The following is a 25,169-nucleotide window of genomic DNA, read 5'->3' as shown; positions in this document are numbered from 1 at the left end:
AGACGGCCGATCCGTGCGAATCGGCCGTCGAAGCAAACGCGCTGTATCAGTGCGCGATCAGCGCGTGCCTGCGTAGGCCTTGCAATCCACTTCCAGCAACGCGCCCATCGGCAAGGCAGTCACGGCCATCGCGCTGCGTGCGGGCAGCTTTTCCGGCTTGAAGGCCGCCGTATAGGCCTTGTTGAACGCGGCCCAGTGCGCCATATCCACGATCATGACCGTGCATTGCGCGACATCGTCCATCGACAATCCTGCGCGGCCCAGCGCGGTGCCGACGTTGGCCATCGTGTTGCTCGCCTGGGTGTCGAAGTCCTCCGGCAGCTTGCCGTCGGCGCCGACGCCCAGCTGGCCCGACACGTATAAGGTGTCGCCCGCGCGCACGGCCGCCGAATAGGGCGCCTTGCTGCCTGCTGGGCTGAAATACTGCAGATCGGCGGCGCTGGCCGCGGTGGCAACGACACACAGGCTCAACAGGCCCGCGGCGCGCAGGATGGAACGGGAACACGTCATGCGTCGAACTCCAGTCAGGTGGGAGATCGCAGCGAAGCTTCGCGCCGCTGTCCGATGACGACGGCCCAATCCCTCACCACGCGCGCACAACGCCTCCCACGCTGGACGCAGGACTGAACTTACCTGCGTTAGCGCCGCACGAACAGCTTTGGCTGATTTTTCTAATCGAGCGCTGCCGCGGGGAGCTGCATGCCACTAGCAGCAGCCCACCTGTGCGAGCCGCTTCAGCGGCGATGGAAAGAGCCGGCAGAGGACGCCAGATCGCCGCTCAGGCTCTTCCCCTCGGCTCTTATTTACTTCGGCTTCTTCACCGGACGCTGCCAGCCTTCCAGCGTGACCTGGCGCGCACGCGCGATGGTCAGCTCGCCGGCCGGCGCATCCCGGGTGATCACCGAACCGGCCGCCAGCGTCGCGCCGTCGCCGATGGTGATTGGCGCGATCAGCGCGGAGTTACTGCCGACGAACACGTTGTCGCCGATGGTGGTGGTGAACTTGTTCACCCCGTCGTAGTTGCAGGTGATGGTGCCGGCGCCGACGTTGGTACGGCTGCCGATCACCGTATCGCCCAGATAGGTCAGGTGATTGGCCTTGGTGCCCACGCCGAGTACCGCGTTCTTGGTCTCGACGAAGTTGCCCACGTGCACGCCATCGGCCAGCACCGTGCCCGGGCGCAGGCGCGCGAACGGGCCGATCTGCACCGCGCCTTCGGTCACCACGCCTTCCAGGTCGCAGTGCGCGCGCACTTCGGTGCCGGGGCCGAGCTTGACGTTCTTGAGCTTCACGAACGGACCGATCTGCACGCCGTCGCCCAGCTCCACGTCCCCTTCCAGCACCACGTTGACGTCGATCTGCACGTCCTGGCCCACGCGCACGGTGCCGCGCTGGTCCACGCGCGCCGGGTCGATCAGGCGCGCACCAGCCACGCACAGCGCCTTGGCCTGGCGTAGCTGCCAGGTGCGCTCCAGCTGGGCCAGCTGCCACGGATCGTTCGCGCCTTCGGCTTCCAGCGGATCGGCCACCAGCACCATCTCGGCCGGACTGAACTCGGCCGCGGCCATGCCGAAGATATCGGTCAGGTAGTACTCGCCCTGCACATTGTCGTTGGACAGCTGCGCCAGCCAGCGATGCAGCGCGGTCGATTCGGCGGTGACGATGCCGGTGTTGATGGTGTGGATGCGGCGCTGCTCGTCGTCGGCGTCCTTGTGCTCGACGATCGCGCCGACCTTGCCATTGGTATCGCGCACGATGCGGCCATAGCCGGTCGGGTCATCGGGCTCGGCCACCAGCACCGCAAGGCGGCCAGGCGCGTGCAGCAGGCGCAGCAGGGTTTCCGAACGGATCAGTGGCACATCGCCGTACAGCACCAGCACGGTGGCCGCATCCGGCACGTTGTCCATCGCCTGCTGCACCGCGTGGCCGGTGCCCAGGCGCTGGGCCTGCTCGGCCCAGATCAGGTCGGGCTGGTCAGCGAAGGCATCGCGCACGTCTTCGCCGCCGTGGCCATAGACCACGTGGATCGCCGCCGGCTGCAAAGCACGCGCCGCCTGGATCACATGCGCCAGCATCGGCTGCCCGGCAATGGGCTGCAGCACCTTGGGCCGCGCGGACTTCATCCGCTTGCCTTCGCCAGCGGCGAGGATGATCACGTGCAGGGGCAGGGTCATGGGGGACGACTCGATGCGTAACGGTGGAAGAAGTTTAGAGCACACAGCGCCAGCGTCTCGTCATGCACTTACCGCGACCGTTAGCATGGCGTCATGCGCCTCTCCTCGACTTCCCCATGTCTTTAATCCGGCAAAGCCGCGCCTTTATCGTCGTCGGCGTACTGCAGCTCCTAGTGGACTGGAGCGTCTTCGTCGCGCTCAGCGCCATTGGCGTCGATGCGGTACCGGCCAACCTGTGCGGGCGCGTGGCGGGGGCGATGCTGGGGTTCTGGCTCAACGGCCGCTACACCTTTGCGTCGCAGGATGACGGCGCGCGGCTGGGCTGGGCACGGTTCTGGAAGTTCCTGGCGGTGTGGATTCCCGCGACGTTCCTCAGCACTTGGTTGATCGTGCTGGTCGAGCATCATCTGGGCCTGCAGTTGGCATGGCTGGCCAAGCCGCTGGTGGAAGGCGGGTTGGCGGTGCTGACGTTCCTGGCGGGGCGGTATCTGATCTATCGCTGATTTGGGTGGAAGCTGCTTCGGCGGCGAGGCTCCAGCTTGAAGCGCGATCACCGCTGAAGCGGCTCCCACAACAGCAAAGCGCGCAAGCACAGCGGCGAGAAAGAGGCTGTAAATCAGCGGCAACCTCCGACTCTGGGCACCAACGAAAAACGCCGGCTTGCGCCGGCGTCTTCGTGTCTGTCGGTCGCGATGCGACCGTCGGACGATGGCTTAGTGCTTGAGCGTCTTGCGCAGGCGTTCGAGGGCCTGCAGCTGGACGACGGCTTCCATCAGCTTGCGCTGGGCTTCGGCCAGGTCTTCGGTCTCACCGCGGTTGGCCAGCACGCGCTCAGCTTCTTCCTTGGCAGCCTTGACGGCGGCCTCGTCGATGTCCTGCGCGCGGATGGCGGTGTCGGCCAGCACGGTCACGACCTGCGGCTGCACTTCCAGGATGCCGCCGGAGATGGCGAAGTCCAGGTGCTCGCCCGACGGCAGGGTCACCACGACCTTGCCCGGCTTGAGGCGGGTGATCAGCGGGGCGTGCTTGGGGGCAATGCCCAGTTCGCCAAGCTCACCGGTGGCGACCACCAGGGTGGCTTCACCGTGGTAGATCTCCTGCTCGGCGCTGACGATGTCGCAACGGATGGTGCTCATGGGATTCCCCTTGCCGCATCAGGGCGCGCGTAACGCGCCCCGACGCTGTGCGGATCAGGCCTTGGCGGCCAGCTTCTTGCCCTTTTCCACGGCCTCGTCGATGCCGCCGACCATGTAGAAAGCCTGTTCCGGCAGGTGATCGTACTCACCGTCCAGGATGCCCTTGAAGCCGCGGATGGTGTCCTTCAGCGACACGTACTTGCCCGGGGCGCCGGTGAACACTTCGGCCACGTGGAAGGGCTGGCTGAAGAATCGCTCGATCTTGCGGGCGCGCGATACCGACTGCTTGTCCTCTTCGGACAGCTCGTCCATGCCCAGGATCGCGATGATGTCCTTCAGTTCCTTGTACTTCTGCAAGGTGGACTGCACGCGACGGGCCACGTCGTAATGCTCGGTGCCGATCACCAACGGGTCCAGCTGGCGGCTGGTGGAGTCCAGCGGATCGACCGCCGGGTAGATACCCAGCGAGGCGATGTTGCGGCTCAGCGTCACCGTGGAATCGAGGTGGGCGAAGGTGGTGGCCGGCGACGGGTCGGTCAGGTCGTCCGCGGGCACGTACACGGCCTGGATCGAGGTGATCGAGCCGGACTTGGTCGAGGTGATGCGCTCCTGCAGGACGCCCATTTCCTCGGCCAGGGTCGGCTGGTAACCCACGGCCGACGGCATGCGGCCCAGCAGCGCCGACACTTCGGTACCGGCCAGGGTGTAGCGGTAGATGTTGTCGACGAACAGCAGCACGTCCTTGCCCTTGCCCGACTCGTCCTTCTCGTCGCGGAAGTACTCGGCCATGGTCAGGCCGGTCAGCGCGACGCGCAGGCGGTTGCCCGGCGGCTCGTTCATCTGGCCGTACACCATCGCGACCTTGTCCAGGACGTTGGAGTCCTTCATCTCGTGGTAGAAGTCGTTGCCCTCACGGGTACGCTCGCCCACGCCGGCGAACACGGACAGACCTTCGTGCGCCTTGGCGATGTTGTTGATCAGCTCCATCATGTTGACGGTCTTGCCGACGCCGGCGCCGCCGAACAGGCCGACCTTGCCGCCCTTGGCGAACGGGCACATCAGGTCGATCACCTTGATGCCGGTTTCCAGCAGCTCGGTCGAGGAAGACTGGTCTTCGTACGACGGGGCAGCGCGGTGGATTTCCCAGCTGTCGGTGCCTTCGACCGGACCGGCTTCGTCGATCGGGCGACCCAGCACGTCCATGATGCGACCCAGGGTAGCCTTGCCGACCGGCACGGAGATGCCCTTGCCGGTGTTGGTGGCGACCAGGTTGCGCTTCAGGCCGTCGGTGGAGCCCAGCGCGATGCAGCGGACCACGCCGTCACCCAGCTGCTGCTGCACTTCCAGCGTGATTTCGGTGTTGTCGACCTTCAGCGCGTCGTACACCTTCGGCACGTCACCGCGCGGGAATTCGACGTCGACGACGGCGCCGATGATCTGAACGATCTTGCCCTGACTCATTGCTGCATCCTCTAGATAGGTATCTGTGACCGCGCGCGCTTAGACCGCTGCCGCGCCGCCGACGATTTCGGAGATTTCCTGGGTGATCGCCGCCTGGCGCGCCTTGTTGTACGACAGCTGCAACGTGCCGATCATCTTGCTGGCGTTGTCGCTGGCCGACTTCATCGCCACCATGCGCGCGGCATGCTCGGACGCCACGTTCTCCAGCACCGCCTGGTACACCAGCGATTCCACGTAGCGCACCAGCACGTGCTCCAGCACGGCCTGCGCATCGGGTTCGTAGATGTAGTCCCAGTCATGCTTGGCGACTTCGTGCTCGGCCGGCGGCAGCGGCAGCAGCTGGTCGAAGGCCGCCTTCTGCGACATGGTGTTGACGAAGTGGTTGTAGACCAGCACCACGCGGTCGACCTTGCCGGACTCGTAAGCCTCCAGCATGACCTTGACCACGCCGATCAGCTGCTCCACGTGCGGCGCATCGCCCAGGTGGCTGACGCTGCCGACCATGTTGACCTTGATCCGGCGGAAGAACACCGAGGCCTTCTGGCCGATGGTGACCACGTCGATCTCGGCGCCCTGCTCCTGATGCTTGCGCATCTCGCCCAGGGTCTTGCGGAACAGGTTGTTGTTCAGGCCGCCGGCCAGGCCGCGGTCAGACGAGACGATGATGTAGCCGACGCGCTCGACCTTCTCGCGCTCCACCAGGTAAGGGTGCTGGAAATCGGTATTGGCCTGGGCCAGGTGACCGATGACCTGGCGCATCGCGCGGGCGTAGGGACGCGAGATCTTCATGCGTTCCTGCGCGCGGCGGATCTTGGCAGCCGACACCATCTCCAGCGCGCGCGTCACCTTGCGGGTGTTCTGCACACTCTTGATCTTGGTTTTGATTTCGCGACCGCCGGCCATGCTCTTCTTCCCGTAGCGCGGGGCGTGCCCCGCGTGGTGTTCGACAACGTCAGTGGGGCAAGCCCCACCCTACAAACCGCAGCGGCTTACCAGCTGCCAGTCTGCTTGAACTCTTCGATGCCCTTCTTGAAGGCGCCTTCGATGTCGCCGTTCCAGTCGCCGCTGTCGTTGACCTTGGCCACCAGCTCGCCAGCAGTGTTCTCGAAGTGGGCGTGCAGGCCTTCTTCGAAGGACAGCAGCTTGCTCACGGCCACGTCGTCGAGGTAACCCTCGTTGACGGCGTAGATGGTCAGCGCCTGCAGGCAGATGCCCATCGGGGCGTATTGCTTCTGCTTCATCAGCTCGGTCACGCGCTGGCCGCGCTCCAGCTGCTTGCGGGTGGCTTCGTCCAGGTCCGAGGCGAACTGCGCGAACGCCGCCAGCTCACGGTACTGGGCCAGCGAGATACGGATGCCGCCGGACAGCTTCTTGATGATCTTGGTCTGGGCGGCGCCACCGACGCGTGACACCGAGATACCGGCGTTCACGGCCGGGCGGATGCCGGCGTTGAACAGGTCGGTTTCCAGGAAGATCTGGCCGTCGGTGATCGAGATCACGTTGGTCGGCACGAACGCCGAGACGTCGCCGGCCTGGGTTTCGATGATCGGCAGCGCGGTCAGCGAGCCAGTCTTGCCCTTCACTTCACCCTTGGTGAACTGCTCCACGTAGTCCTCGGACACGCGGCAGGCGCGCTCCAGCAGGCGGGAGTGCAGGTAGAACACGTCGCCCGGATAGGCTTCGCGACCCGGCGGGCGCTTGAGCAGCAGCGAGATCTGGCGGTAGGCCACGGCCTGCTTGGACAGGTCGTCGTACACGATCAGGGCGTCTTCGCCACGGTCCAGGAAGTACTCACCCATGGTGCAGCCCGAGTAGGCGCTGATGTACTGCATCGCGGCCGATTCGGACGCGGTGGCGGCCACCACGATGGTGTGGGCCAGGGCGCCGTTTTCTTCCAGCTTGCGCACGATGTTGGCGACCGTCGAAGCCTTCTGGCCGATGGCGACGTACACGCACTTGATGCCCGAACCCTTCTGGTTGATCACCGCGTCGATGGCCATCGCGGTCTTGCCGGTCTGGCGGTCGCCGATGATCAGCTCGCGCTGGCCACGGCCGATCGGGATCATGGCGTCGACCGACTTGTAGCCGGTCTGCACGGGCTCGTCGACCGACTTGCGCCAGATCACGCCCGGGGCCACGCGCTCGACCGGCGCGGTCTGCGCGGTGTTGATCGGACCCTTGCCGTCGATCGGCTCGCCCAGCGCGTTGACCACGCGACCCAGCAGTTCGGGGCCGACCGGCACTTCCAGGATGCGCCCGGTGGTCTTGGCCACGTCGCCTTCGCGCAGGTTTTCGTAATCACCCAGGACCACGGCGCCGACCGAGTCGCGCTCCAGGTTCAGGGCCAGAGCGAAGGTGTTGCCCGGCAGCTCGATCATTTCGCCCTGCATCACGTCGGCCAGGCCGAAGATGCGCACGATGCCGTCGGCGACGCTGGTCACGGTGCCTTCGTTGCGCGATTCGGCGGCCAGCTTGACCTGCTCGATGCGGGTCTTGATGAGGTCGCTGATTTCAGAGGGGTTGAGCGTGGTGGCCATGATGGTTTCCCTTGTGCAGCCGGGGTGCGGCTACGGATAGATGAATACTTGCGTTGCCGTTCGCGCGTGGGCGCGGCGCAGCGTGCGTGGCGTGACCGGAATTAACCGGCCAGCGCCGTCTGCAGGCGCGCCAGCTTGCCCTTGAGCGAACCGTCGATAACCACATCGCCCGCGTCGATCACAGCACCACCGATCAGCGATGCATCCACCGCCGTGGTGACCTGGACCTCGCGACCGAACCGCTTGGCCAGCGCTGCCTTGATCACGTCCAGCTCGCCTTCGGGAAGCTCAGAAGCGGAGGTCACCGTGGCCAGCACGACGCGCTCGGCTTCGGCGCGCAGCTGCTCGAACAGCGCGGCGATTTCCGGCAGCAGGGTCAGGCGACGCGCATCGGCCAGCACCGCCAGGAAGCGCGAGAACGCTTCACTGGCGCCGTCGGGCGAAAGCAGCGTCAGGGCCTGCTCGCGGACCAGCTGCGGGTTGAGCAGCAGCGCGGCGACCTGCGGGTCGCTGGCGACCTGGGCGGAAAAGCCCAGGGCCTGCGACCACGCCGGCAGCTGCCGTTCGTCCTGCGCCGCGCCGAAAGCAGCGCGGGCGTAGGGGCGGGCAAGCGTGATGGACTGGCTCATGCGTGGATCATCCGGTTCAGATCTGCGCCGCCAGCTCGTCCAGCAGCGCCTTGTGGGCGGCCGGGTCGATCTCGCGGTGCAGCAGCTTCTCGGCACCACTCACGGCCAGCGACGACACCTGCTTGCGCAGATCCTCGCGGGCACGGTTGGCGGCGGCGGCGATCTCTTCCTGGGCCAGCTCCTTCTGCCGGTTCGCTTCGGCGACCGCTTCATTGCGGGCAGCCTCCACGATCTGATTGGCGCGGGCGTGGGCCTGGTCGATGATCTCGTTGGCCTTGACGCGGGCATCCTTGAGGGCCTCGTTGGCCTTCTCCTGTGCCTGCGCCAGATCCTTCTGGCTGCGGTCGGCAGCAGCCAGGCCTTCGGCGATCTTCTTCTGCCGTTCTTCAAGCGCCGCGTTCAGCGGCGGCCAAATGAACTTCATCGTGAACACAATCAGGATCACGAAGGAGAGCATCTGGCCGAAGAAGGTCATGTTGACGTTCATGACGTGTCCTCAACGGGTTCGTTCAACCCGCCATGCGTAAGTGCATGACGGGCATTGCCAGGCGGCCCGCATCAAGCAGGCCGCACGCGACGGCTATTAGCCGGCAGCCTGCTGGACGGCGGTCAGCAGCGGGTTGGCAATACCGAAGTACAGCGCGATGGCCAGGCCGATGATGAAGGCGGCGTCGATCAGGCCGGCCAGCAGGAACATGCGGCCCTGCAGCACCGGGATCAGCTCCGGCTGACGGGCGGCCGATTCCAGGAACTTGGAACCCATGATGGCGATGCCGAGGCAGGCGCCCAGCGCGCCCAGGCCGATGATCAGGCCGATGGCGATGGCGGTCATGCCCTGCAGGTGTGCGATGAATTCCATTGAAATCTCTCCAGCGATTGGTTGGTTAGAACGAAAGGATGAAACGAAAAGTGGGATGAAGCGAATCAGTGGCCTTCACGTGCACCGGCGATGTAGACGACGGTGAGGATCATGAAGATGAAGGCCTGCAGCAGGATGATCAGGATGTGGAAGATGCCCCAGGCCGCGTTGGCGATCACGCCCGGCAGAAAGGTCACCCAGCCACTCATCAGGCCGGCGATCAGCATGAAGACCAGCTCGCCACCGTACATGTTGCCGAACAGTCGCATCGCCAGCGAGATCGGCTTGACCAGCCACTCGATGATGTTCATGGCCAGGTTGATCGGCGCCAGCACGATGGCGGCGAAGCCGTGCGCATGGAACGGCGCGGTCAGCAGTTCCTTGCCGAAACCGAAGCCACCCTTGGCCGCCAGCGCGTGGCCGATCAGGATGAAGAACACGGTGACCGACAGTGCCAGCGTGGTATTCAGGTCGGCCGTCGGGACCAGACGGAAATAGGTGTGGTGCATGGTCTCTTCGCCAGCGAAGAGCTTGATCAGGATGGCCGGCAGATCCAGCGGGATCAGGTCCATCGTGTTCATGAAGACCACCCACATGAAGATGGTCAGCGCCAGCGGGGTCACCGAGTTGCGGTTGCCGTGATAGGTGTCCTTGACCTGGCCATCGACGAACTCCATGACCAACTCGACGAACGCCTGGCCCTTGGAGGGCACGCCAGCGGTGGCGCGGCGGGCGAAAAACGCGAACCAGCCCACGAAGATCAGGCCCAGGGTCAGGGCGATCAGCCAGCTGTCGAAATGGAACTTGCCGCCGAGCGCATTGCCGACGTTATGCCCAAGGTGATGGGTGATGTATTCGGTCAAACCGCCCGAACTATTGGCTTCACTCACGAGGCAACACCTTTCCGTCGAAACACATTGGCCAACACCATACCCAGCGTGGCTCCCAGAACCCCGGTGATCACCGGCAGGCCCGGAAGTCCGAACCCGGCCAGCGAGGCCACCAGCACCAACAACACCACCACCCACTTGACCGCGACCCCCATCATCAACCGCGCGAACGCGGCGCCGGCCGGGGCGATTCCGCCGCCCAGCGCCACTTTCGCGGCGGCCCAGGAGCCAGCGGTGATGCCCAGACCGCCGACACCCGCTCCAAGAGCATGCATCGGCGATGTTGCAAGCCAAGCCAGCGCGACCAACACGGAGGCGGCAGCCTGCCAGGCTGTCGCCCGCTGTGCCAGTTGCCGACCCGTATGTACGGAGTTCAGCACGTTGCGATGGCCTTGCGGGGTTGCGGGGACGGGAGTGCGGGTGACCCGTCAAGCCAACAAAGTATAGCAGCGCCGCCGATTTACCGACAACCTCCAAAAGTCTGATTTGCCTTGGAAAAATGCCGATCTGCGCGCAACGCGCCACAGCGCGTGTGGAACCGGTTACGCGATCGATTTCTCGTACCGCCGGGTACAGGAACTTTTGCGCGACCGCCGCGGTCATTCCTCATGAGGTCTGCGCGCACCTTCTCGTCGGGGCTTCGTCCAGACCCAACAGCCCCGGCCCCTGCGCCGGGGCTTCTTCTTGGGCATCGGGATGGCACCGTATTGCGGCGTCGCTACACGCCGAGCACGGCGCGCATTGGCCCCAGATGCGCGGCATAGCGCCGCCAGCGGCCAATGCCCTGCCGATGCAGCGGCTCGCGCACCTGGGTGGCGCTGGCCGTGGCCACCGGCGCAGGGTTGTGTTCGAACGCCAGGCAGGCCGGATCCCACGGCAGGCCACAGAACGCCAGCAGCTTGCGGGTCTGGCCTTCCTGATCGTCCACCAGGGCTTCGTAATCCAGTTCCAGGATGCGATCTGGCAGCACGCGCTGCCAGTGCGCCATCAGGCGCTGGAACTGCAGCACGTAGCGCGCGGTATCAAGCGGATCGCTGGCGTAGTGGAAGTACGGCGTGTTGACCGCGAACAGTGTGCGCAGGTTGCCGATGCACACATCCAACGGATCGCGGCGCAGGCAGACGATGCGCGCGCCCGGCAACGCGCGCGCGATGTGTCCGGCGTAGAGGAAGTTGTGCGGGAGCTTGTCGGTGAACCGTGGCGCGCCGTCTTGCAGCAGCGGCTGCACGCCGGCGAGGTAATCGCGCCCCAGCCGTGGCCAGTCCATCTGCGCGGTGCGTGCGAGGGTGTCCGCATCAAGCAGGTGGCGCGTGGCGCTGCCGCTGGCGCGCTTGAGCGCCACGCCAAAATTCTGCAGCTCGCCGGCCGACTCCAACTGCGGATGGCTGGAGAGGATGCGATCGACCAGCGTGGTGCCGCTGCGCGGCATGCCGATGATGAAGATCGGCGCCTGTATGGGCGCATCGGGCGACGACGCCGGTAGCGGCGTCGGGAAAGCAGCGATCAGCGCGTCGAACAGCGCTGCATCGCGGGCGGCCACGTCGCCGAGCTGTGCACGATGCACGCGCTTGCTTTCCAGTAGGTGCTGCCAGGCGGCATCGAAGTCGCCGAGGCCTTCGTATTGGCGCGACAGCGCGTGGTGTACGTGCAGTGAGCCCAGCGTGTCGCGTTCGGCTTGCGGAAGCAAAGCCTTCAACGTCGCAATGCGATTGCGCTCGGTCGTGGGCTTGCCGAGCAGCGACAGCGCGGATTGCGCGCGCCAGTGCGTCGGCTGCAGGGCGACACAGGCCTCGTACGCAGCGCGTGCGCCATCGAACTCGCCAAGAAACTTGCGACTGGCCGCGAGGTTGTATTGCAGGCCCGCATCGTCAGGACGCAGCGCGCAGGCCTGCGCGAACGCCGCCGACGCCGCGACATGATCGCTAGCACGACTGAACACCACGCCCAGCAGCCCCAGCGCACGGGCGTCGCCCGCACATAGCGGCAGCCCGCGGCGCGCCTCGACGAGCGACGATGCCTGATGCTGGGCCAGCGACAGCGCGCGTGCATGTTCTGCCGCGGCTTCGCCATCGCCGGGTGCAAGCGTGGTCGCTTGCGCGAGATGACGCAGCGAGGATGCAAGCTGGCGTTGTTCCAGCGCGGCGATGCCGGCCAGCAGATGCGCCTGCGCCTGGCCAGGAGACGCCTGCAACCAGCGCGCACAAAGATCCGCCAGCTGTGGCCAGTGCCCACGCGCGGCCAGCGCACGGGCCTGTTGCGCGAACGCATCCGACGATGGAGGAATCAAAGCCTGCATGCCACTTCAAACGCGAAGGCGTGGCCTCATGGCCGCGCGTTCGAGTATAGCGACGCCCTCACCTGCTACTGGAAGTAGTAGGTGAAGCTGGCGCCGACCCGCAGCGGCGCGATCATCGCCTTGCTGTAGTTGCGCAACGCGAACGAGGTGCCATCGCCTTCGATGTTGGCGATCGACGCTGGCGTGTTGCGCACCGCAGTCTCGGCATAGCGGTCGAACAGGTTCTTCGCGTACAGGGTGAACTTCCACGCTGAACCGGACAGGCTCACCGAGGTGTTGTGCACCGCGAAGCCCGGCAGCACTTCGCCGCCGTTGCGCAGGCCGACGCGCGAATACACATCGCTCTGCGCCGCAACCGAATAATTGGCATCGAAGATCAAGCCGCCGGCCAGCGAATGGGTGTACTGCAGCGACACGTTGCCCATATGCTCGGGCGAGCCCGGGAGGCGATCGCCGTCGAAGGCGTCGTCGCCCGAGACGATGCCCGGCGCGTCCTCGGTCAGCTCGGCGTTGTTGTAGGTGTAGGACGCGGTCAGGCGCAGATCCGGCAGCAGGCGCGCCTGTGCACTGAGTTCCACGCCCTGGCTCTTGGCCTTGGCCCCGTTGACCGTGATCGGGATCGCGCCGTTGACCGTGGTGCCGGCCACCTGCACGTCATCCCAGTCGATGGAATACAGCGCGCCGTTGAGCACCAGGCGATTGTCCAGCCAGCTGCTGCGCACGCCCAGCTCGTGGTTGGTGGTCTTGTCGGGCTGGATCAGGCGCTCGTTGGGCAGCGCGCAGACGTTCTGCCCGGCCGGCAGCGGATCGAGACAGGCCGGCACTGCGTTGGCGCCGCCCGAGCGATAGCCTTCACTGACCGTGGCGTACAGCAGCACGTCGTCGGTGAGCTTGTAGCTGGTGTTGAACTTGAAAATGGAGTCCTTGTCCGACACGTTGACTGGGTCGTAGGTGATGGCGACTTCGTCCGGCGCCGAGCCATCGACCAGCGGCAGGGCGAAACCCACCTTCTGCGCATCGTCGTATTTGAACCAGCGCCCGCCGACGGTGACGTTCCACTTTTCGGTGAAGTCGTAACCCACTTCACCGAAGATCGCCTTCTCCTCAGGCTTGTCGAAAGTGGCCTGGAAGTACTCCAGGTTGTCCGGGCGATCGATGCCCCAGAACTCGGGGATGCCCGGCACGAACTCGCTGCTATAGGCGGTCAGGTCGCTGCGGTCGTAGAAGCCGCCGACGATCCAGGTGAACGGGCCGCTGCTGTTGGACACCAGACGCAGCTCCTGGGTGAAGCGGCGCGTGTCCTGCTCCTCGCGCGTGTAGGCGGCGAAGCTGGGGAAGTCCTCGTAGCCGTATTCGAAGCCGAGCAACAGGTCGGTCTGGTCGCGCTGGCCCAACTCGTCGTATTCGGAATAGCCACTGGCCGAGGTCAGCGTGGCAAAGCCCAGGTCGGCGCTGACCTCCAGCGCCAGCAGCTGGCTCTTGCGGTCGTTGGGCTCCAGGAAGCGATAGGCCGACACGTACTGGCCGGTGCCGAAGGAGTCCATCTGGTTGGTGGTACGTCCGCCCGATTCCTGGCGCTGGTAGTAGTAGGTGAGGTTGGCATCGACCGCATCGCCGAACATCCAGCGCAGGCCCACGCGTGCGGTACTGGTGGTGAGGTCGTTGGCGTCGCGCTTGCGATACAGATTGGCGGCCACGTCCTCGGGATCGCTGAAGTCCGGCTGTGGGTTCGACACGCCCGGCTCGCGCACCAGGAAGTCGTAATCCACCCAGCCCGGATCGTGGTACTTGCCGAACGAGGCACGCAGCGCGCCATGCTGGCCGATGGGTAGATTGAGGATGGAGCTGATCTCCATGCCGGTATCGCCGCTGTGGCTGCTGCTGGATAGGCCGGTGGTGGCCTGCACGCTGGTTTCGCCCAGCTGCGGGCGCACCGGCAGGTAGCGGATCGCGCCGCCCAGGGTGCCGGCGCCGTACAGCGTGCCCTGCGGACCGAGCAGGGTTTCCACGCGCTCGATGTCGGTCAGCCGCAGGTCCAGGTACAGCGGGATGTCGCCCAGGTACTGGGCCACCACGCCGCCGCCATCGCTGCCCACGCCCTCGCTGCTGCTGAGCGAATTGGTGTTGAGCCCGCGCACGGTGAGCAGGTTGGCGTCGCGCCCGCCCTGGTCGACCAGGAACAGGCCGGGCACGGTCTTCACCAGGTCGGCCAGGTCGGTGAGGTTCTGCTGCTCGATATCCAGCCCGGTGGTGGCGGTCAGGTTCAACGGCACGTCCTGCACGGTGGCCGCGCGGCGGGTGGCCGTGACAGTGACCGTATCCAGCTCCTTGGCCGACGCAGGCTTAGTCGCCTCGGAATCGGCCTGCTGGGCCAGGCCGGGTACGGCCAGGCCGGCGAGCAAGAGATGGGTGGCCAGGGCCAGCGGATGGCGACGCAGGCGGGAACGCGATCGGGACATGCGGACAACTCCATGGGGCGGGCGAACAGGCGGGCGTCCATGCGCCGGCCACAGACCGGATCGCACAGCCAAGGGGAAACGCGGCACGACGACCGGCCTGCCCCGTACTGCCTTTCGATTCCCCACCCGCATGGCCGCCTGGAATACGCGCGACGACGACGCGCCCTGCACCCGGATCGGCTGCAAAGCCCGCAACGACGGCGCTCCAGGGCTCCCTCAAGCCCCGGGCCGGGAACCTTGCGCAGTGACGATGCGACAGGATCCGGCCCCTCCCGACCCACGGAATAGCATCGGCCACATTGCGACGTCAATTGCCATGCGCCGACACGGACCGCGATGTCAGCCAGCGCGCCGTGCTTCACGGGATCTCACATATGTGAACCTCCGAGTCCCATTTTTTCACCCCTCCTGCACTTGGGCGGGTGCAACTTTGGCGCCCCCGAGCCGGCGATACGCCGGCGTATTTCCGCTTGCAGGAGCACCCTCGATGAAAGCCCTTCCGTTCCTGGCCCTGGCGGGCCTGACCGCCGCCGTCCTGGCCACCTTCGCCGCTCCCGCCCATGCGCAGGACCAGGACTACGACCGCTTCACCCTGCGCCTGGGCGCGATGGACGCCGACGGCAGCGGCAAGCTCAAGGGCAGCGGCGACATCGCCGGCAATCCGGTCGACTTCGACGAGGACTTCGACTTCGGCAGCAACGAGATCTCGCCGCGCATTGACGGCGTCTGGCGCATCACCCCGCGCAACCGCGTGATCTTCGATTACTTCCGCTTCGACAAGAACAACACCCAGACCCTGGGCCAGGACATCAGCTACCAGGACACCACGGTGCCCGAAGGCAGCTTCGCCAAGCTGGACACGCGCTTCCAGCTGGCCAGCCTGATCTATGACTTCTCGGTGGTGGACAGCGAGCAGTTCTCCTGGGGCCTGCAGCTGGGCGCCGAGTGGGCCAAGCTGGACGGCAAGGTTCGCGCCGATGCGGGCCCGGACGTGGGCAGCTTCTATGGTTCGGCCAAGGAAGACGGCGTCGCGCCCGTGGTCGGCACACGCCTGAGCTTCACCCCGGGCGACCGCTGGCTGATCAACCTGCAGGGCCAGTACCTGGATGCCAGCTGGGGCAGCTTCGACTACGACGGCAAGATCAAGCGCGCCAACGCCATCGTCGAGTACCGCGTGACCCAGAACTTCGGTGTGTTCGCCGGCTACGACTGGTTCAAGATCAACTACAACGAGTCCGGCCGCGACGCTTCCGGCGGCATCGACCTGGAGTTCAAGGGCCCGATGGCCGGCGTGACCTTCGCGTTCTAAGCGAAGTACGCAATGCCGGATACGCACGAGGCCGCGATCATCGCGGCCTCGTCGTTTTTACTGTTTGAACAAGCGGTCAGTCCGCGGACTTTTCCACCACGCCGCCCTTCATCACGAAATCCACGGTCTGCAACACGGTGACATCGGCCAGCGGATCGCCCGAGACTGCGATCAGGTCGCCATAGCGGCCGGCCTCGATCGCGCCGACGTCGTGCTCCTTGCCCAGCACCTTGCCGGCGGTGACCGTCGCGGCCTGGATCGCCTCCATCGGGCGCATGCCCCACTCCACCATCTTGGCGAACTGGCGCGCGTTGTCGCCGTTGGGATACACGCCGCCGTCGCTGCCGAAGCCCAGCGTCACGCCCGCCGCATGCGCGGCCTGGAACGTCTGGCGCTGCTTCAGGCCCACCTGGCGCTCCTTCTCCAGCGACTCGGCGAACACGCCGTTCCTGGCGCCTTCGGCCAGGATGTAGTCGTCGTTGTAGATGTCCATGTCGAACACCGTGCCGTGCTGCTTGGCCAGCTTGAACGACTCGGCATCGGCCAGGCTGGCGTGCTCGATGGTGTCGGCACCGGCGCGGATGGCGGCATCGATGCCGGCCTTGCCGTGCGCGTGCACGGCGACCTTCATGTCCAGCATGTGCGCGGCCTCGACCAGGGCCTGCATTTCCTCGAGCGAATACTGCTGCGCGCCGACGCTGTCGGTCTTGGACAGCACGCCGCCGGTGCCGCAGAACTTGATCACTTCCGCGCCGTACTTGCGCAGGGTGCGCACGACCTTGCGGATTTCTTCCGGCCCGTTGGCCACGGCCGGCGACGGCGCGCTGACCGAGGGCGGGAACTCGGTGGTGTCGCAATGCCCACCAGTCGCGCCGATGGCATAGGTGGCCGGCACGATGCGCGGGCCGCTGATGTAACCGGCGCCGATGGCCTGCTTCAGCGCCACGTCGTCGTAATTGGCCGAGCCGACATTGCGCACGGTGGTGAAACCGGCCTGCAGCGTCTTCTTCGCGTTGGCCACGCCGACAATCGTCCAGAAGTTGTCGGTGAACTCCAGCCCGCGATAGCCGCTGATGGTCGGATCGGAGGTCAGGTGCACGTGCAGGTCGATCAGGCCCGGCAGCAGCGTGCGGTTGCCCAGATCGATGCGCTTGGCATCGGCCGGCGCGGCATCGCCCTTGAGGCCGACGCTGGCGATGCGCCCTTCGGTGATGACCACCTGCGGATCATCGACGACGGTGCCCTTGAGCACATCGATCAGATGCGCGGCGGTGACCACCAAGGTCTGCGGTGCGGGCGCGGACTGCGCAAAGACGGACAACGGCGCAGCCAGGGCCAGACCCAGCGTGCAGGCAGCAAAACGACGCATCGATGATTCCCCGAAAAACAAGAAAGGCGGCCTCTCTCGCGAAAGGCCGCCTCCTTGTTTAATCCACGCCACGCCGCGCTGGCAAGCGCGACGCGCGCGGCTTACTTCTTCTTCGGGATGTACAGGTCGGTGATCGTGCCGTCGTACACCTCTGCGGCCATGCCGACCGACTCGCTCAGGGTCGGGTGGGCGTGGATGGTGTGGCCGATGTCCTCGGCTTCGGCGCCCATCTCGATGGCCAGGCCGATCTCGGCCAGCAGGTCACCGGCATGCACGCCGACGATGCCGCCGCCGACCACGCGGTGCGTGGCTTCGTCGAAGATCAACTTGGTGAAGCCTTCGGTGCGGCCGATGCCAATGGCGCGACCGCTGGCCGCCCACGGGAACTTGGCCACGCCGACCTTCAGCCCCTTGGCCTTGGCTTCGGTCTCGGTGACGCCAACCCAGGCGATTTCCGGGTTGGTGTAGGCCACCGACGGCACGACGCGGGCGACCCATTCCTTCTTCTCGCCCGAGGCGACTTCGGCGGCGAGCTTGCCTTCGTGCGTGGCCTTGTGGGCCAGCATCGGGTTCCCGACGATGTCGCCGATGGCGAAGATGTGCGGCACGTTGGTGCGCATCTGGTTGTCGGCCGGGATGAAGCCGCGGTCGGTGACCTGCACGCCGGCCTTGTCGGCACCGATCTTCTTGCCGTTGGGCGAGCGGCCCACGGCGACCAGCACGCGATCCCAGGTGCCCGATTCCAGCGCCGGCTTTTCGCCTTCGGTCGCCGATTCGAAGGTGACGGTAATGCCCTTCTTCTCGGCCTTGACGCCGGCGGCCTTGGTCTTGAGGTGGACGATGACGCCCTGCTTCTTCAGGCGATCGGCCAGTGGCTTGACCAGGTCCTTGTCGGCGCCCGGCATCAGCTGGTCGAGGAACTCGACCACGGTCACTTCGCTGCCCAGCGCGCTGTAAACGGTGGCCATTTCCAGGCCGATGATGCCGCCACCGACGACCAGCAGCTTCTTCGGGACTTCCTGCAGCTCCAGCGCGTCGGTGGAATCCATCACGCGCTTGTCGTCCCACGGGAAGTTCGGCAGCTTCACCGCCTGCGAACCGGCGGCGATGATGCACTGCTCGAAGCGCAGCAGCTGGGTCTTGCCGTCGTCGCCGGTGATCTCGATTTCGTTGGCCGAGACGAACACGCCGGTGCCCTGCACGGTGCGGACCTTGCGCTGCTTGGCCATGCCGGCCAGGCCCTTGGTCAGCGTACCGACCACCTTCTCTTTATAGGCGCGCAGCTTGTCCAGGTGGATCTTGGGCTTGGCGAACTCGATGCCGCACTCTTCGGCGTGCGCGGCTTCGTCGATGACGTTGGCCGAATGCAGCAGCGCCTTGGACGGGATGCAACCCACGTTGAGGCACACGCCGCCCAGGCTGGCGTAGCGCTCGATCAGCACCGTATCCAGACCCAGGTCGGCGGCGCGGAACGCGGCGGTGTAACCACCGGGACCGGAGCCGAGCACGACCATGCGGCATTCGATATCGGCCGGCTTGCCGGTGCCAGCGGCAGCCTTGGGCGCGGCGGCAGCATCGGGATGCGCGGCCGATGGGGTCACCGGCGGGGCAGCGCGCGGGGCTTCGGCCGCGGCCGGCGCGGATGCGGCGTCATCGCCACCCTCGCCTTCCAGGATCACGACCAGGTCGCCCTGGCTCAGCGAATCGCCGACCTTGACCTTGATTTCCTTGATCACGCCAGCGGCCGAGGACGGCACTTCCAGGGTGGCCTTGTCCGATTCCAGCGTGACCAGGCCCTGTTCCTTGGCGACGGTATCGCCGACGGACACCAGCACTTCGATCACCGGCACGTCGGAGAAGTCGCCGATGTCGGGCACCTTCACTTCGATCGGGCCGCTGGCCGCCTTGGCCGGGGCCGGCTTGGGGCTTTCCGGCTTGGGCGCTTCGGCCTTGGTCTCGGCCTTCGGGGCTTCGGCCTTGGCGGGGGCGGCGGCCTTCGGCGCTTCGGCCGTGGCTTCACCTTCGCCTTCGAGCACGATCACCAGGTCGCCCTGGCTCAGCGTGTCGCCGATCTTGACCTTGATTTCCTTGACGACGCCGGCGGCCGAAGACGGCACTTCCAGCGTGGCCTTGTCCGATTCCAGCGTGACCAGGCCCTGTTCCTTGGCGACGGTGTCGCCGACGGAGACGAGGATTTCGATCACCGGCACGTCGGAGAAATCGCCGATGTCCGGGACCTTCACTTCAATGGTGTTTGCCATGCGTAAGGCTCCCGGTTACAGCAGGACCCGGCGCATGTCGCCGAGTACCTTGGCCAGATCGGCGGTGAAGCGCGCAGCGAGCGCACCATCGATGACGCGGTGGTCGTAGCTCAGCGACAGCGGCAGCATCAGGCGCGGCTGGAAGGCCTTGCCGTCCCACACCGGCTGGATGGACGACTTGGACACGCCCAGGATCGCCACTTCCGGCGCGTTGACGATCGGCGTGAACGCCGTGCCGCCGATGCCGCCCAGCGAGGAGATCGAGAAGCAGCCGCCGCTCATGTCGGCCGGGCCGAGCTTGCCGTCGCGGGCCTTCTTGGCCAGCTCGCCGGTTTCGGCGGCGATGTCGTTGACGCCCTTCTTGTCCACGTCGCGGATCACCGGCACGACCAGGCCGCTGGGCGTGTCGGCGGCGAAGCCGATGTTGAAATACTGCTTCAGGGTGAGGTTCTCACCAGCCGCGTCGAGCGAGGCGTTGAAGGTCGGGTACTTCTTCAGCAGCGCGGCGCTGGCCTTGATCAGGAACGCCAGCATGGTCAGTTTGACGCCGGACTTGGACTTCTCCGCTTCCTTGTTGAGCAGGACGCGCAGGTCTTCCAGGTCGGTGATGTCGGCCGAATCGAACTGGGTGACGTGCGGGATCATCGCCCAGTTGCGGGCCAGGTTGGCGCCGGAGATCTTCTGGATGCGCGAGAGCGGCTTGACCTCGGTCAGACCGAACTTGGCGAAGTCCACCTTCGGCCAGGGCAGCAGGCTCAGGCCGTTGCCACCGCCTGCGACGGCTGCCGGTGCGGAAGCGGTCGCGCCGCCGCCGGCCAGGGCCTTCTTGACGAAGCCCTGCACGTCTTCCTTGGTGATGCGGCCCTTGCGGGCACTGCCGCCGACCTGCAGCAGGTCCACGCCCAGTTCGCGGGCGAACAGGCGCACGGCCGGGCTGGCGTGCGGCACCTTGTCGGGCATCACGCGCGAGGCGTCGAAGGTCACCGGCGGGGTGCTGGTGGGCGGCGACGGCGGCTCGGCCTGGCCGGAGGTGGCGCCCGAGGCGGTGCGCGACTGCGACAGCGCGATCTCGCGCTGGGTCAGCTTGTCGGGGGTCGGGGCCGGTTCGGCGGCGACCGGGGCGGCGGGCTTGGCCGCTTCGGGTGCGGGCGCCTTGGCGGCTTCGGCCGGCTTGGCCTCGGCGGCCGGGGCCGCCGCCTCGCCTTCGGCTTCGATCAGGGCGACGACCGCGCCTTCCGAAAGGTTGTCGCCGATCTTGACCTTGATTTCCTTGACCACGCCGCTGAAGGCCGCTGGCACTTCCAGGGTGGCCTTGTCGGACTCCAGGGTGATCAGGCCCTGGTCCTTCTTGACCGTATCCCCGACGGAGACCAGCACCTCGATCACGGGCACGTCGCTGTAGTCACCGATATCGGGTACGCGTGATTCCTGGGCTTGGGCCATCTTGGGGAACTCCGGTTGGATTGCGGGTAGGTCGGGCTGGCCATTGTACGACCGCAAGGCCTCCCGCCAACCTTGGCGGATGGTCGAAGGCGAAATTGCGTCAAATGAAGACGAAATTTCGTCTTCGCACTGAATTTGGACTTGCATTCGATCGTGAACACCAAGTGTTCACCGTCGTGTGCGAAGAATGCGTCCCAACGTTTGCACGCCGAAGACGCTTTCCCCACCGGCCATGCCTGTCAGTCCCCCCAACCGCTTCCCGCCGCCCCCGGCGCTGGCAGACCGCTGCGCGCTGTTCCTGGACGTGGACGGCACCCTGCTGGAGTTCAACGACGATCCCGGCGCGGTCGGCCTGCCCGACGGCGGGCTGGACACGGTGACCCGGCTGTCGCAGAAGCTCGACGGTGCCCTGGCCCTGGTCAGCGGCCGGCCGCTGGCAGAACTGGACCAGGTCTTCGCGCCACTGTCGCTGCCCGCCGCCGGCATGCACGGCCAGCAGCTGCGTGGCGCGCCGGAGACCACCCGTGCGGTGCCCGGTGCCCTGGCCGAACTGCGCCGTGAGGCCACCGTGCTGTCCCACCGCTATCCGGGCGTCCGCGTGGAAGACAAGGGCGGCGCGATTGCCCTGCACTGGCGCGCCGCGCCGCAGGCCGCCGCCGCGCTGCAGGCGCTGGCCGGGCGCTTCATCCCGCAACTGGGCGGTTATCGCCTGCAACCGGGCGACCAGGTGCTGGAACTGGTGCCGGCCGATGTGGACAAGGGCCGCGCGGTGCGTAGATTGCTGGGACAGCCTCCGTTCGCCGGCCGCGTGCCGGTGTTCGTGGGCGATGACCTGACCGATGAGTACGGCTTCGAGGCCGCCAATTCCCTGGGCGGCTGGAGCGTGCTGGTCGGCCGTCGCCCCAACAGCCACGCGATGTATGCCCTTCCCGATGTGACCGCCGTGCACGCCTGGCTGCGGTCCAACCTGTAGTTCCCCGGTCCCCCACCGCGACAACTTAATGGAGCACGCATGAGCCACCCGAACCTGGATATGGGCGTCATCGGCAACGGCAGTTTTGGTGCCCTCATCGACAAGCAGGCACGCGTGGTCTGGAGTTGCATGCCCGCCTTCGACGGCGACCCGGCCTTCTGCAACCTGCTCTCGCCCAAGGACCAGGTGGGCGGCGACTTCGCGGTGGAGCTGGAGGATTTCGAATCCAGCGAACAGCACTACCTCACCAACACCGCGATCCTGCGCACCGTGCTGCGCGACGCGCACGGCAATTCCCTGGAAGTGATCGACTTCGCGCCGCGCTGGCGCGAGAACCAGCGCTTTTACCGGCCGGTCAGCATCATCCGCCAGATCCGCCCGCTCACCGGCAATCCGCGCATCCGCATCCGCGCCCGGCCGCTGGCCGACTGGGGCGCGCGCAAGCCCGATTCCACCTGGGGCAGCAACCACGTGCGCTGGCTGCTGCCCGAGTTCACCCTGCGCCTGACCACCGATGTGCCGGTGCGTTTCATCCGCGAGGAGACGCCGTTCGTCCTCAGCCATCCGCTGCACCTGGTGCTGGGCGTGGACGAATCGCTGCGTCGCTCGCTGGCCGGCTACGTGCGCGAGGCCGAAGAAAACACGCGCCTGTACTGGACCGAGTGGGTGCGCTACCTGTCCATTCCGCTGGACTGGCAGGAAGCGGTGATCCGCAGCGCGATCACGCTCAAGCTGTGCCAGTACGAGGACAGCGGCGGGATCATCGCCGCGATGACCACCTCCATCCCGGAAGCCGCCGATACGCCGCGCAACTGGGACTATCGCTATTGCTGGTTGCGCGATGCGGCGTTCGTGGTGCGCGCGCTCAACCGCCTGGGCGCGACCCGCACGATGGAGCAGTTCCTGGGCTACATCTTCAACATCGCCACCCACGACGGCACGCTGCAGCCGATGTACGGCATCAACTTCGAGGTGGAGCTGCACGAGGACGAAGTCACCAGCCTGGCCGGCTATCGCGGCATGGGCCCGGTGCGTCGCGGCAACCTGGCCTGGATCCAGAAGCAACACGATGTGTACGGCTCGGTGGTGCTGGCCTCCACGCAGCTGTTCTTCGACCAACGCCTGGCCGATCCCGGCGACGTGCACACCTTCCAGCGGCTCGAACCGCTCGGCGAACGTGCGTTCGCCATGTACGACGTGCCCGACGCGGGCCTGTGGGAATTCCGCGGCCGCGCCGAGGTCCACACCTACACCGCGGCGATGTGTTTTGCCGCCTGCGACCGCCTGGCCAAGATCGCCGCGCGTTTGGACCTGCCCGAGCGCGCCGATCACTGGCGCGCGCGTGCCGACACCATCCGCACCAACACCATCGAACGGGCCTGGCGCGAGGACCTGGGCTACTTCAGCGCCTCGTTCCAGAGCGACTACCTGGATGCCTCGCTGCTGTTGCTGGCCGACATCGGCTTCATTCCCGCCGACGATCCCAAGTTCATCGCCACGGTCGAGGCGATCGGCAACACGCTCAAGAAGGGAGATGCGCTGTTCCGCTATGTGGCGCCGGACGATTTCGGCGAGCCGGAGACCAGCTTCACCATCTGCACCTTCTGGTACATCGACGCGCTGGCCGCGATCGGCCGCAAGGACGAGGCGCGCGAGATGTTCGAACGCATCCTGGCCCGCCGCAACCACCTGGGCCTGCTGTCGGAAGACCTGGCCTTCGACAACGGCGAGGCCTGGGGCAACTTCCCGCAGACCTATTCGCACGTGGGCCTGATCATCGCCGCCATGCGCCTGTCGCGCTCCTGGCAGGAAGCTTCGTGAGTCGACTCGTCGTCGTGTCAAACCGCGTCGCCCTGCCCGGCCAGTCGCAGACCGGCGGATTGGCGACCGGCCTGACTGCCGCGCTGGCCGAACGCGGCGGCCTGTGGTTCGGCTGGAGCGGCAAGACGGCGCGCGACAGTGGCGGCCTGCATGAAGTCAGCGAGGGCAACACGCGTTACGTGACCATGGATCTGTCCAAGGCCGACCACGACGCGTATTACCTCGGCTTTTCCAACGGCGCGTTGTGGCCGCTGCTGCACTTCCGCCTGGATCTGGTCGACTACGACCGCAGCAAGCGCGAAGGCTATCGCCGGGTCAATGCGCTGTTCGCCGACAAGCTCGCGCCGTTGTTGAAGGAAGACGACACCGTCTGGATCCACGACTATCACCTGATCCCGCTCGGCGCACTGCTGCGCGAGCGCGGCATCGGCTGCAAGATCGGGTTCTTCCTGCATACGCCGATGCCCTCGGCCGACCTGATCGCGGCACTGCCCGATCACCAGCGCTTCTTCAGCACGCTGTATTCGTACGACCTGGTCGGCTTCCACACCCAGCGCGACGTGGACCGCTTCAAGGCCTATGTGCGCCTGTTCGGCGGCGGCAAGGCGCTGGACGGCGACACGCTGGAAGCCCCCGGCGGCCGTCGCTTCCAGACCGGCGCCTTCCCGATCAGCATCGACACCGGCCTGATCGCCCAACAGGCGCGGACCTCGGCCAACAAGACTGCGGTGCGCGACCTGCGCAACAGCCTGCGCGGGCGCCAACTGGCGATCGGTGTGGACCGGCTGGATTATTCCAAGGGCCTGCCCGAGCGCTTCAGCGGCTTCGAGCGCTACCTCAAGCGCCACAAGGAGCAGCGCGGCAGCCTGACCTACCTGCAGATCGCGCCGGTGTCGCGGGGCGAGGTCGCCGAATACAAAGTGCTGCGCAGCCAGCTGGAACAGATCGCCGGGCACGTCAACGGCACCTATGCTGAAGCGGACTGGACCCCGATCCGCTACGTCAACCAGAACTACACCCACGCCACCCTGACCGGGTTCTATCGCGCCGCGCGCGTGGGCCTGGTCACCCCGCTGCGCGATGGCATGAACCTGGTCGCCAAGGAATACATCGCCGCCCAGGACCCGGAAGATCCCGGCGTGCTGGTACTGTCGATCCTGGCCGGCGCCGCCGATGAACTGACCGAAGCCCTGATCGTCAATCCCCACGACCTGGACGGTGTTGCCGACGCCATCGCCACGGCCTCCACGATGCCCAAACCCAGGCGCATCGAACGCTGGCGCGCGATGATGGACAAGCTGCAGCACAACGACATCAACGCCTGGCGCAAGGCGTATCTGCAGGCGCTGGAAGCGGCTTGAGTTAGCCATCCCGGGCATCTGTGTTGCCGTTGCCGTTGCTTGAGATTTTGATCTGGTCGTGGCTTTTGCCTGGCTCCTGATGTTCAGCGCCTTCAAAGCGAGCCGAGCACCGCAGGCTGATCGGGCCGAAGAGGCGCCCTGTTTGAGCGAAGCGAGTTTGGGCGCCGTGCCCGAGCAGACGAGGAGCACAG

Annotated in this window: 21 protein-coding genes; 5 read left to right on the top strand and 16 right to left on the bottom strand. The window is 66.2% G+C overall.

All coding sequences use genetic code 11. From position 1 onward, the window contains the following. Window positions 1–57: 57 nt before the first annotated feature. Entirely contained in the window at window positions 58–510 is a 453-nt protein-coding gene (locus BMZ17_RS08340; protein ID WP_093138154.1) for a RidA family protein, read from the bottom strand. Between the two features lie 293 nt (window positions 511–803). Continuing rightward, window positions 804–2,174, bottom strand: a complete 1,371-nt coding sequence (gene glmU / locus BMZ17_RS08335) for a bifunctional UDP-N-acetylglucosamine diphosphorylase/glucosamine-1-phosphate N-acetyltransferase GlmU (RefSeq protein WP_093138153.1) — start codon at window positions 2,172–2,174, stop codon at window positions 804–806. 116 nt (window positions 2,175–2,290) lie between these two features. Here glmU and BMZ17_RS08330 point away from each other — a divergent pair, with 116 nt between their 5' ends. Then, on the top strand, window positions 2,291–2,677 hold the full coding sequence (locus BMZ17_RS08330) for a GtrA family protein (RefSeq protein WP_093138152.1): 387 nt from the start codon (window positions 2,291–2,293) through the stop codon (window positions 2,675–2,677). 210 nt (window positions 2,678–2,887) lie between these two features. Here the strand turns inward: BMZ17_RS08330 and BMZ17_RS08325 are convergent, their stop codons facing one another. The 11 genes from BMZ17_RS08325 to BMZ17_RS08275 all read right to left on the bottom strand — a co-directional run bounded on the left by BMZ17_RS08325 (window position 2,888) and on the right by BMZ17_RS08275 (window position 14,441). Further along, window positions 2,888–3,310 (bottom strand): F0F1 ATP synthase subunit epsilon, encoded by a 423-nt coding sequence (locus BMZ17_RS08325; RefSeq protein WP_093138151.1) that lies wholly within the window; start codon window positions 3,308–3,310, stop codon window positions 2,888–2,890. A 54-nt stretch (window positions 3,311–3,364) separates the two neighbouring features. Further along, a complete protein-coding gene (gene atpD, locus BMZ17_RS08320; RefSeq protein ID WP_093138150.1) occupies window positions 3,365–4,771 on the bottom strand; it encodes a F0F1 ATP synthase subunit beta in 1,407 nt (468 codons plus the stop codon). Window positions 4,772–4,810: 39 nt separating this feature from the next. After that, complete coding sequence (gene atpG, locus BMZ17_RS08315; protein ID WP_093138149.1) at window positions 4,811–5,674, bottom strand: F0F1 ATP synthase subunit gamma; 864 nt, start codon at window positions 5,672–5,674, stop codon at window positions 4,811–4,813. Window positions 5,675–5,760: 86 nt separating this feature from the next. Further along, window positions 5,761–7,308, bottom strand: coding sequence for a F0F1 ATP synthase subunit alpha (gene atpA, locus BMZ17_RS08310; protein WP_093138148.1), 1,548 nt, complete (start codon window positions 7,306–7,308; stop codon window positions 5,761–5,763). 101 nt (window positions 7,309–7,409) lie between these two features. Further along, window positions 7,410–7,937, bottom strand: a complete 528-nt coding sequence (locus BMZ17_RS08305) for a F0F1 ATP synthase subunit delta (RefSeq protein WP_093138147.1) — start codon at window positions 7,935–7,937, stop codon at window positions 7,410–7,412. Between the two features lie 16 nt (window positions 7,938–7,953). Further along, complete coding sequence (locus tag BMZ17_RS08300) at window positions 7,954–8,424, bottom strand: F0F1 ATP synthase subunit B (RefSeq protein WP_093138146.1); 471 nt, start codon at window positions 8,422–8,424, stop codon at window positions 7,954–7,956. 96 nt (window positions 8,425–8,520) lie between these two features. After that, window positions 8,521–8,796 (bottom strand): F0F1 ATP synthase subunit C, encoded by a 276-nt coding sequence (gene atpE, locus BMZ17_RS08295; RefSeq protein ID WP_093138145.1) that lies wholly within the window; start codon window positions 8,794–8,796, stop codon window positions 8,521–8,523. A gap of 65 nt (window positions 8,797–8,861) precedes the next feature. Beyond that, window positions 8,862–9,686 carry a F0F1 ATP synthase subunit A gene (atpB, locus tag BMZ17_RS08290; RefSeq protein ID WP_093138144.1) on the bottom strand — a complete coding sequence of 275 codons (825 nt, stop codon included), beginning with the start codon at window positions 9,684–9,686 and terminating at the stop codon, window positions 8,862–8,864. Beyond that, window positions 9,683–9,997 carry a hypothetical protein gene (locus tag BMZ17_RS08285; RefSeq protein ID WP_139202849.1) on the bottom strand — a complete coding sequence of 105 codons (315 nt, stop codon included), beginning with the start codon at window positions 9,995–9,997 and terminating at the stop codon, window positions 9,683–9,685. Before BMZ17_RS08285 ends, atpB begins: the two co-directional genes overlap by 4 nt. 407 nt (window positions 9,998–10,404) lie before the next feature. Beyond that, window positions 10,405–11,982 (bottom strand): tetratricopeptide repeat-containing sulfotransferase family protein, encoded by a 1,578-nt coding sequence (locus tag BMZ17_RS08280; protein WP_093138142.1) that lies wholly within the window; start codon window positions 11,980–11,982, stop codon window positions 10,405–10,407. Window positions 11,983–12,047: 65 nt separating this feature from the next. Continuing rightward, complete coding sequence (locus BMZ17_RS08275; protein WP_175485533.1) at window positions 12,048–14,441, bottom strand: TonB-dependent receptor; 2,394 nt, start codon at window positions 14,439–14,441, stop codon at window positions 12,048–12,050. Window positions 14,442–14,928: 487 nt separating this feature from the next. On the opposite strand from BMZ17_RS08275, the gene BMZ17_RS08270 reads away from it, so the two are divergent. Further along, entirely contained in the window at window positions 14,929–15,750 is an 822-nt protein-coding gene (locus tag BMZ17_RS08270) for a porin family protein (protein ID WP_093138140.1), read from the top strand. A gap of 76 nt (window positions 15,751–15,826) precedes the next feature. Here the strand turns inward: BMZ17_RS08270 and BMZ17_RS08265 are convergent, their stop codons facing one another. The 3 genes from BMZ17_RS08265 to BMZ17_RS08255 all read right to left on the bottom strand — a co-directional run bounded on the left by BMZ17_RS08265 (window position 15,827) and on the right by BMZ17_RS08255 (window position 20,823). Then, window positions 15,827–17,119, bottom strand: a complete 1,293-nt coding sequence (locus BMZ17_RS08265; RefSeq protein WP_093138139.1) for a Xaa-Pro dipeptidase — start codon at window positions 17,117–17,119, stop codon at window positions 15,827–15,829. 101 nt (window positions 17,120–17,220) lie between these two features. Further along, window positions 17,221–19,380, bottom strand: a complete 2,160-nt coding sequence (gene lpdA / locus BMZ17_RS08260) for a dihydrolipoyl dehydrogenase (RefSeq protein WP_093138138.1) — start codon at window positions 19,378–19,380, stop codon at window positions 17,221–17,223. A gap of 15 nt (window positions 19,381–19,395) precedes the next feature. Then, complete coding sequence (locus BMZ17_RS08255) at window positions 19,396–20,823, bottom strand: dihydrolipoyllysine-residue acetyltransferase (protein WP_093138137.1); 1,428 nt, start codon at window positions 20,821–20,823, stop codon at window positions 19,396–19,398. Window positions 20,824–21,055: 232 nt separating this feature from the next. Here BMZ17_RS08255 and otsB point away from each other — a divergent pair, with 232 nt between their 5' ends. Genes otsB through otsA form a run of 3 tightly spaced genes read left to right on the top strand, consistent with a single transcriptional unit; the run spans window position 21,056 to window position 24,978 of the window. After that, window positions 21,056–21,796 carry a trehalose-phosphatase gene (gene otsB / locus BMZ17_RS08250; protein ID WP_093138136.1) on the top strand — a complete coding sequence of 247 codons (741 nt, stop codon included), beginning with the start codon at window positions 21,056–21,058 and terminating at the stop codon, window positions 21,794–21,796. Window positions 21,797–21,835: 39 nt separating this feature from the next. Next, window positions 21,836–23,617 (top strand): glycoside hydrolase family 15 protein, encoded by a 1,782-nt coding sequence (locus tag BMZ17_RS08245; RefSeq protein WP_093138135.1) that lies wholly within the window; start codon window positions 21,836–21,838, stop codon window positions 23,615–23,617. Then, complete coding sequence (otsA, locus tag BMZ17_RS08240) at window positions 23,614–24,978, top strand: alpha,alpha-trehalose-phosphate synthase (UDP-forming) (protein ID WP_093138134.1); 1,365 nt, start codon at window positions 23,614–23,616, stop codon at window positions 24,976–24,978. Before BMZ17_RS08245 ends, otsA begins: the two co-directional genes overlap by 4 nt. Window positions 24,979–25,169 lie beyond the last annotated feature (191 nt).

It is taken from the genome of Pseudoxanthomonas sp. GM95 (assembly GCF_900109775.1).
In the GTDB taxonomy this organism is placed as follows: domain Bacteria; phylum Pseudomonadota; class Gammaproteobacteria; order Xanthomonadales; family Xanthomonadaceae; genus Pseudoxanthomonas_A.
This window is presented reverse-complemented; position numbering and strand designations above follow the sequence as displayed.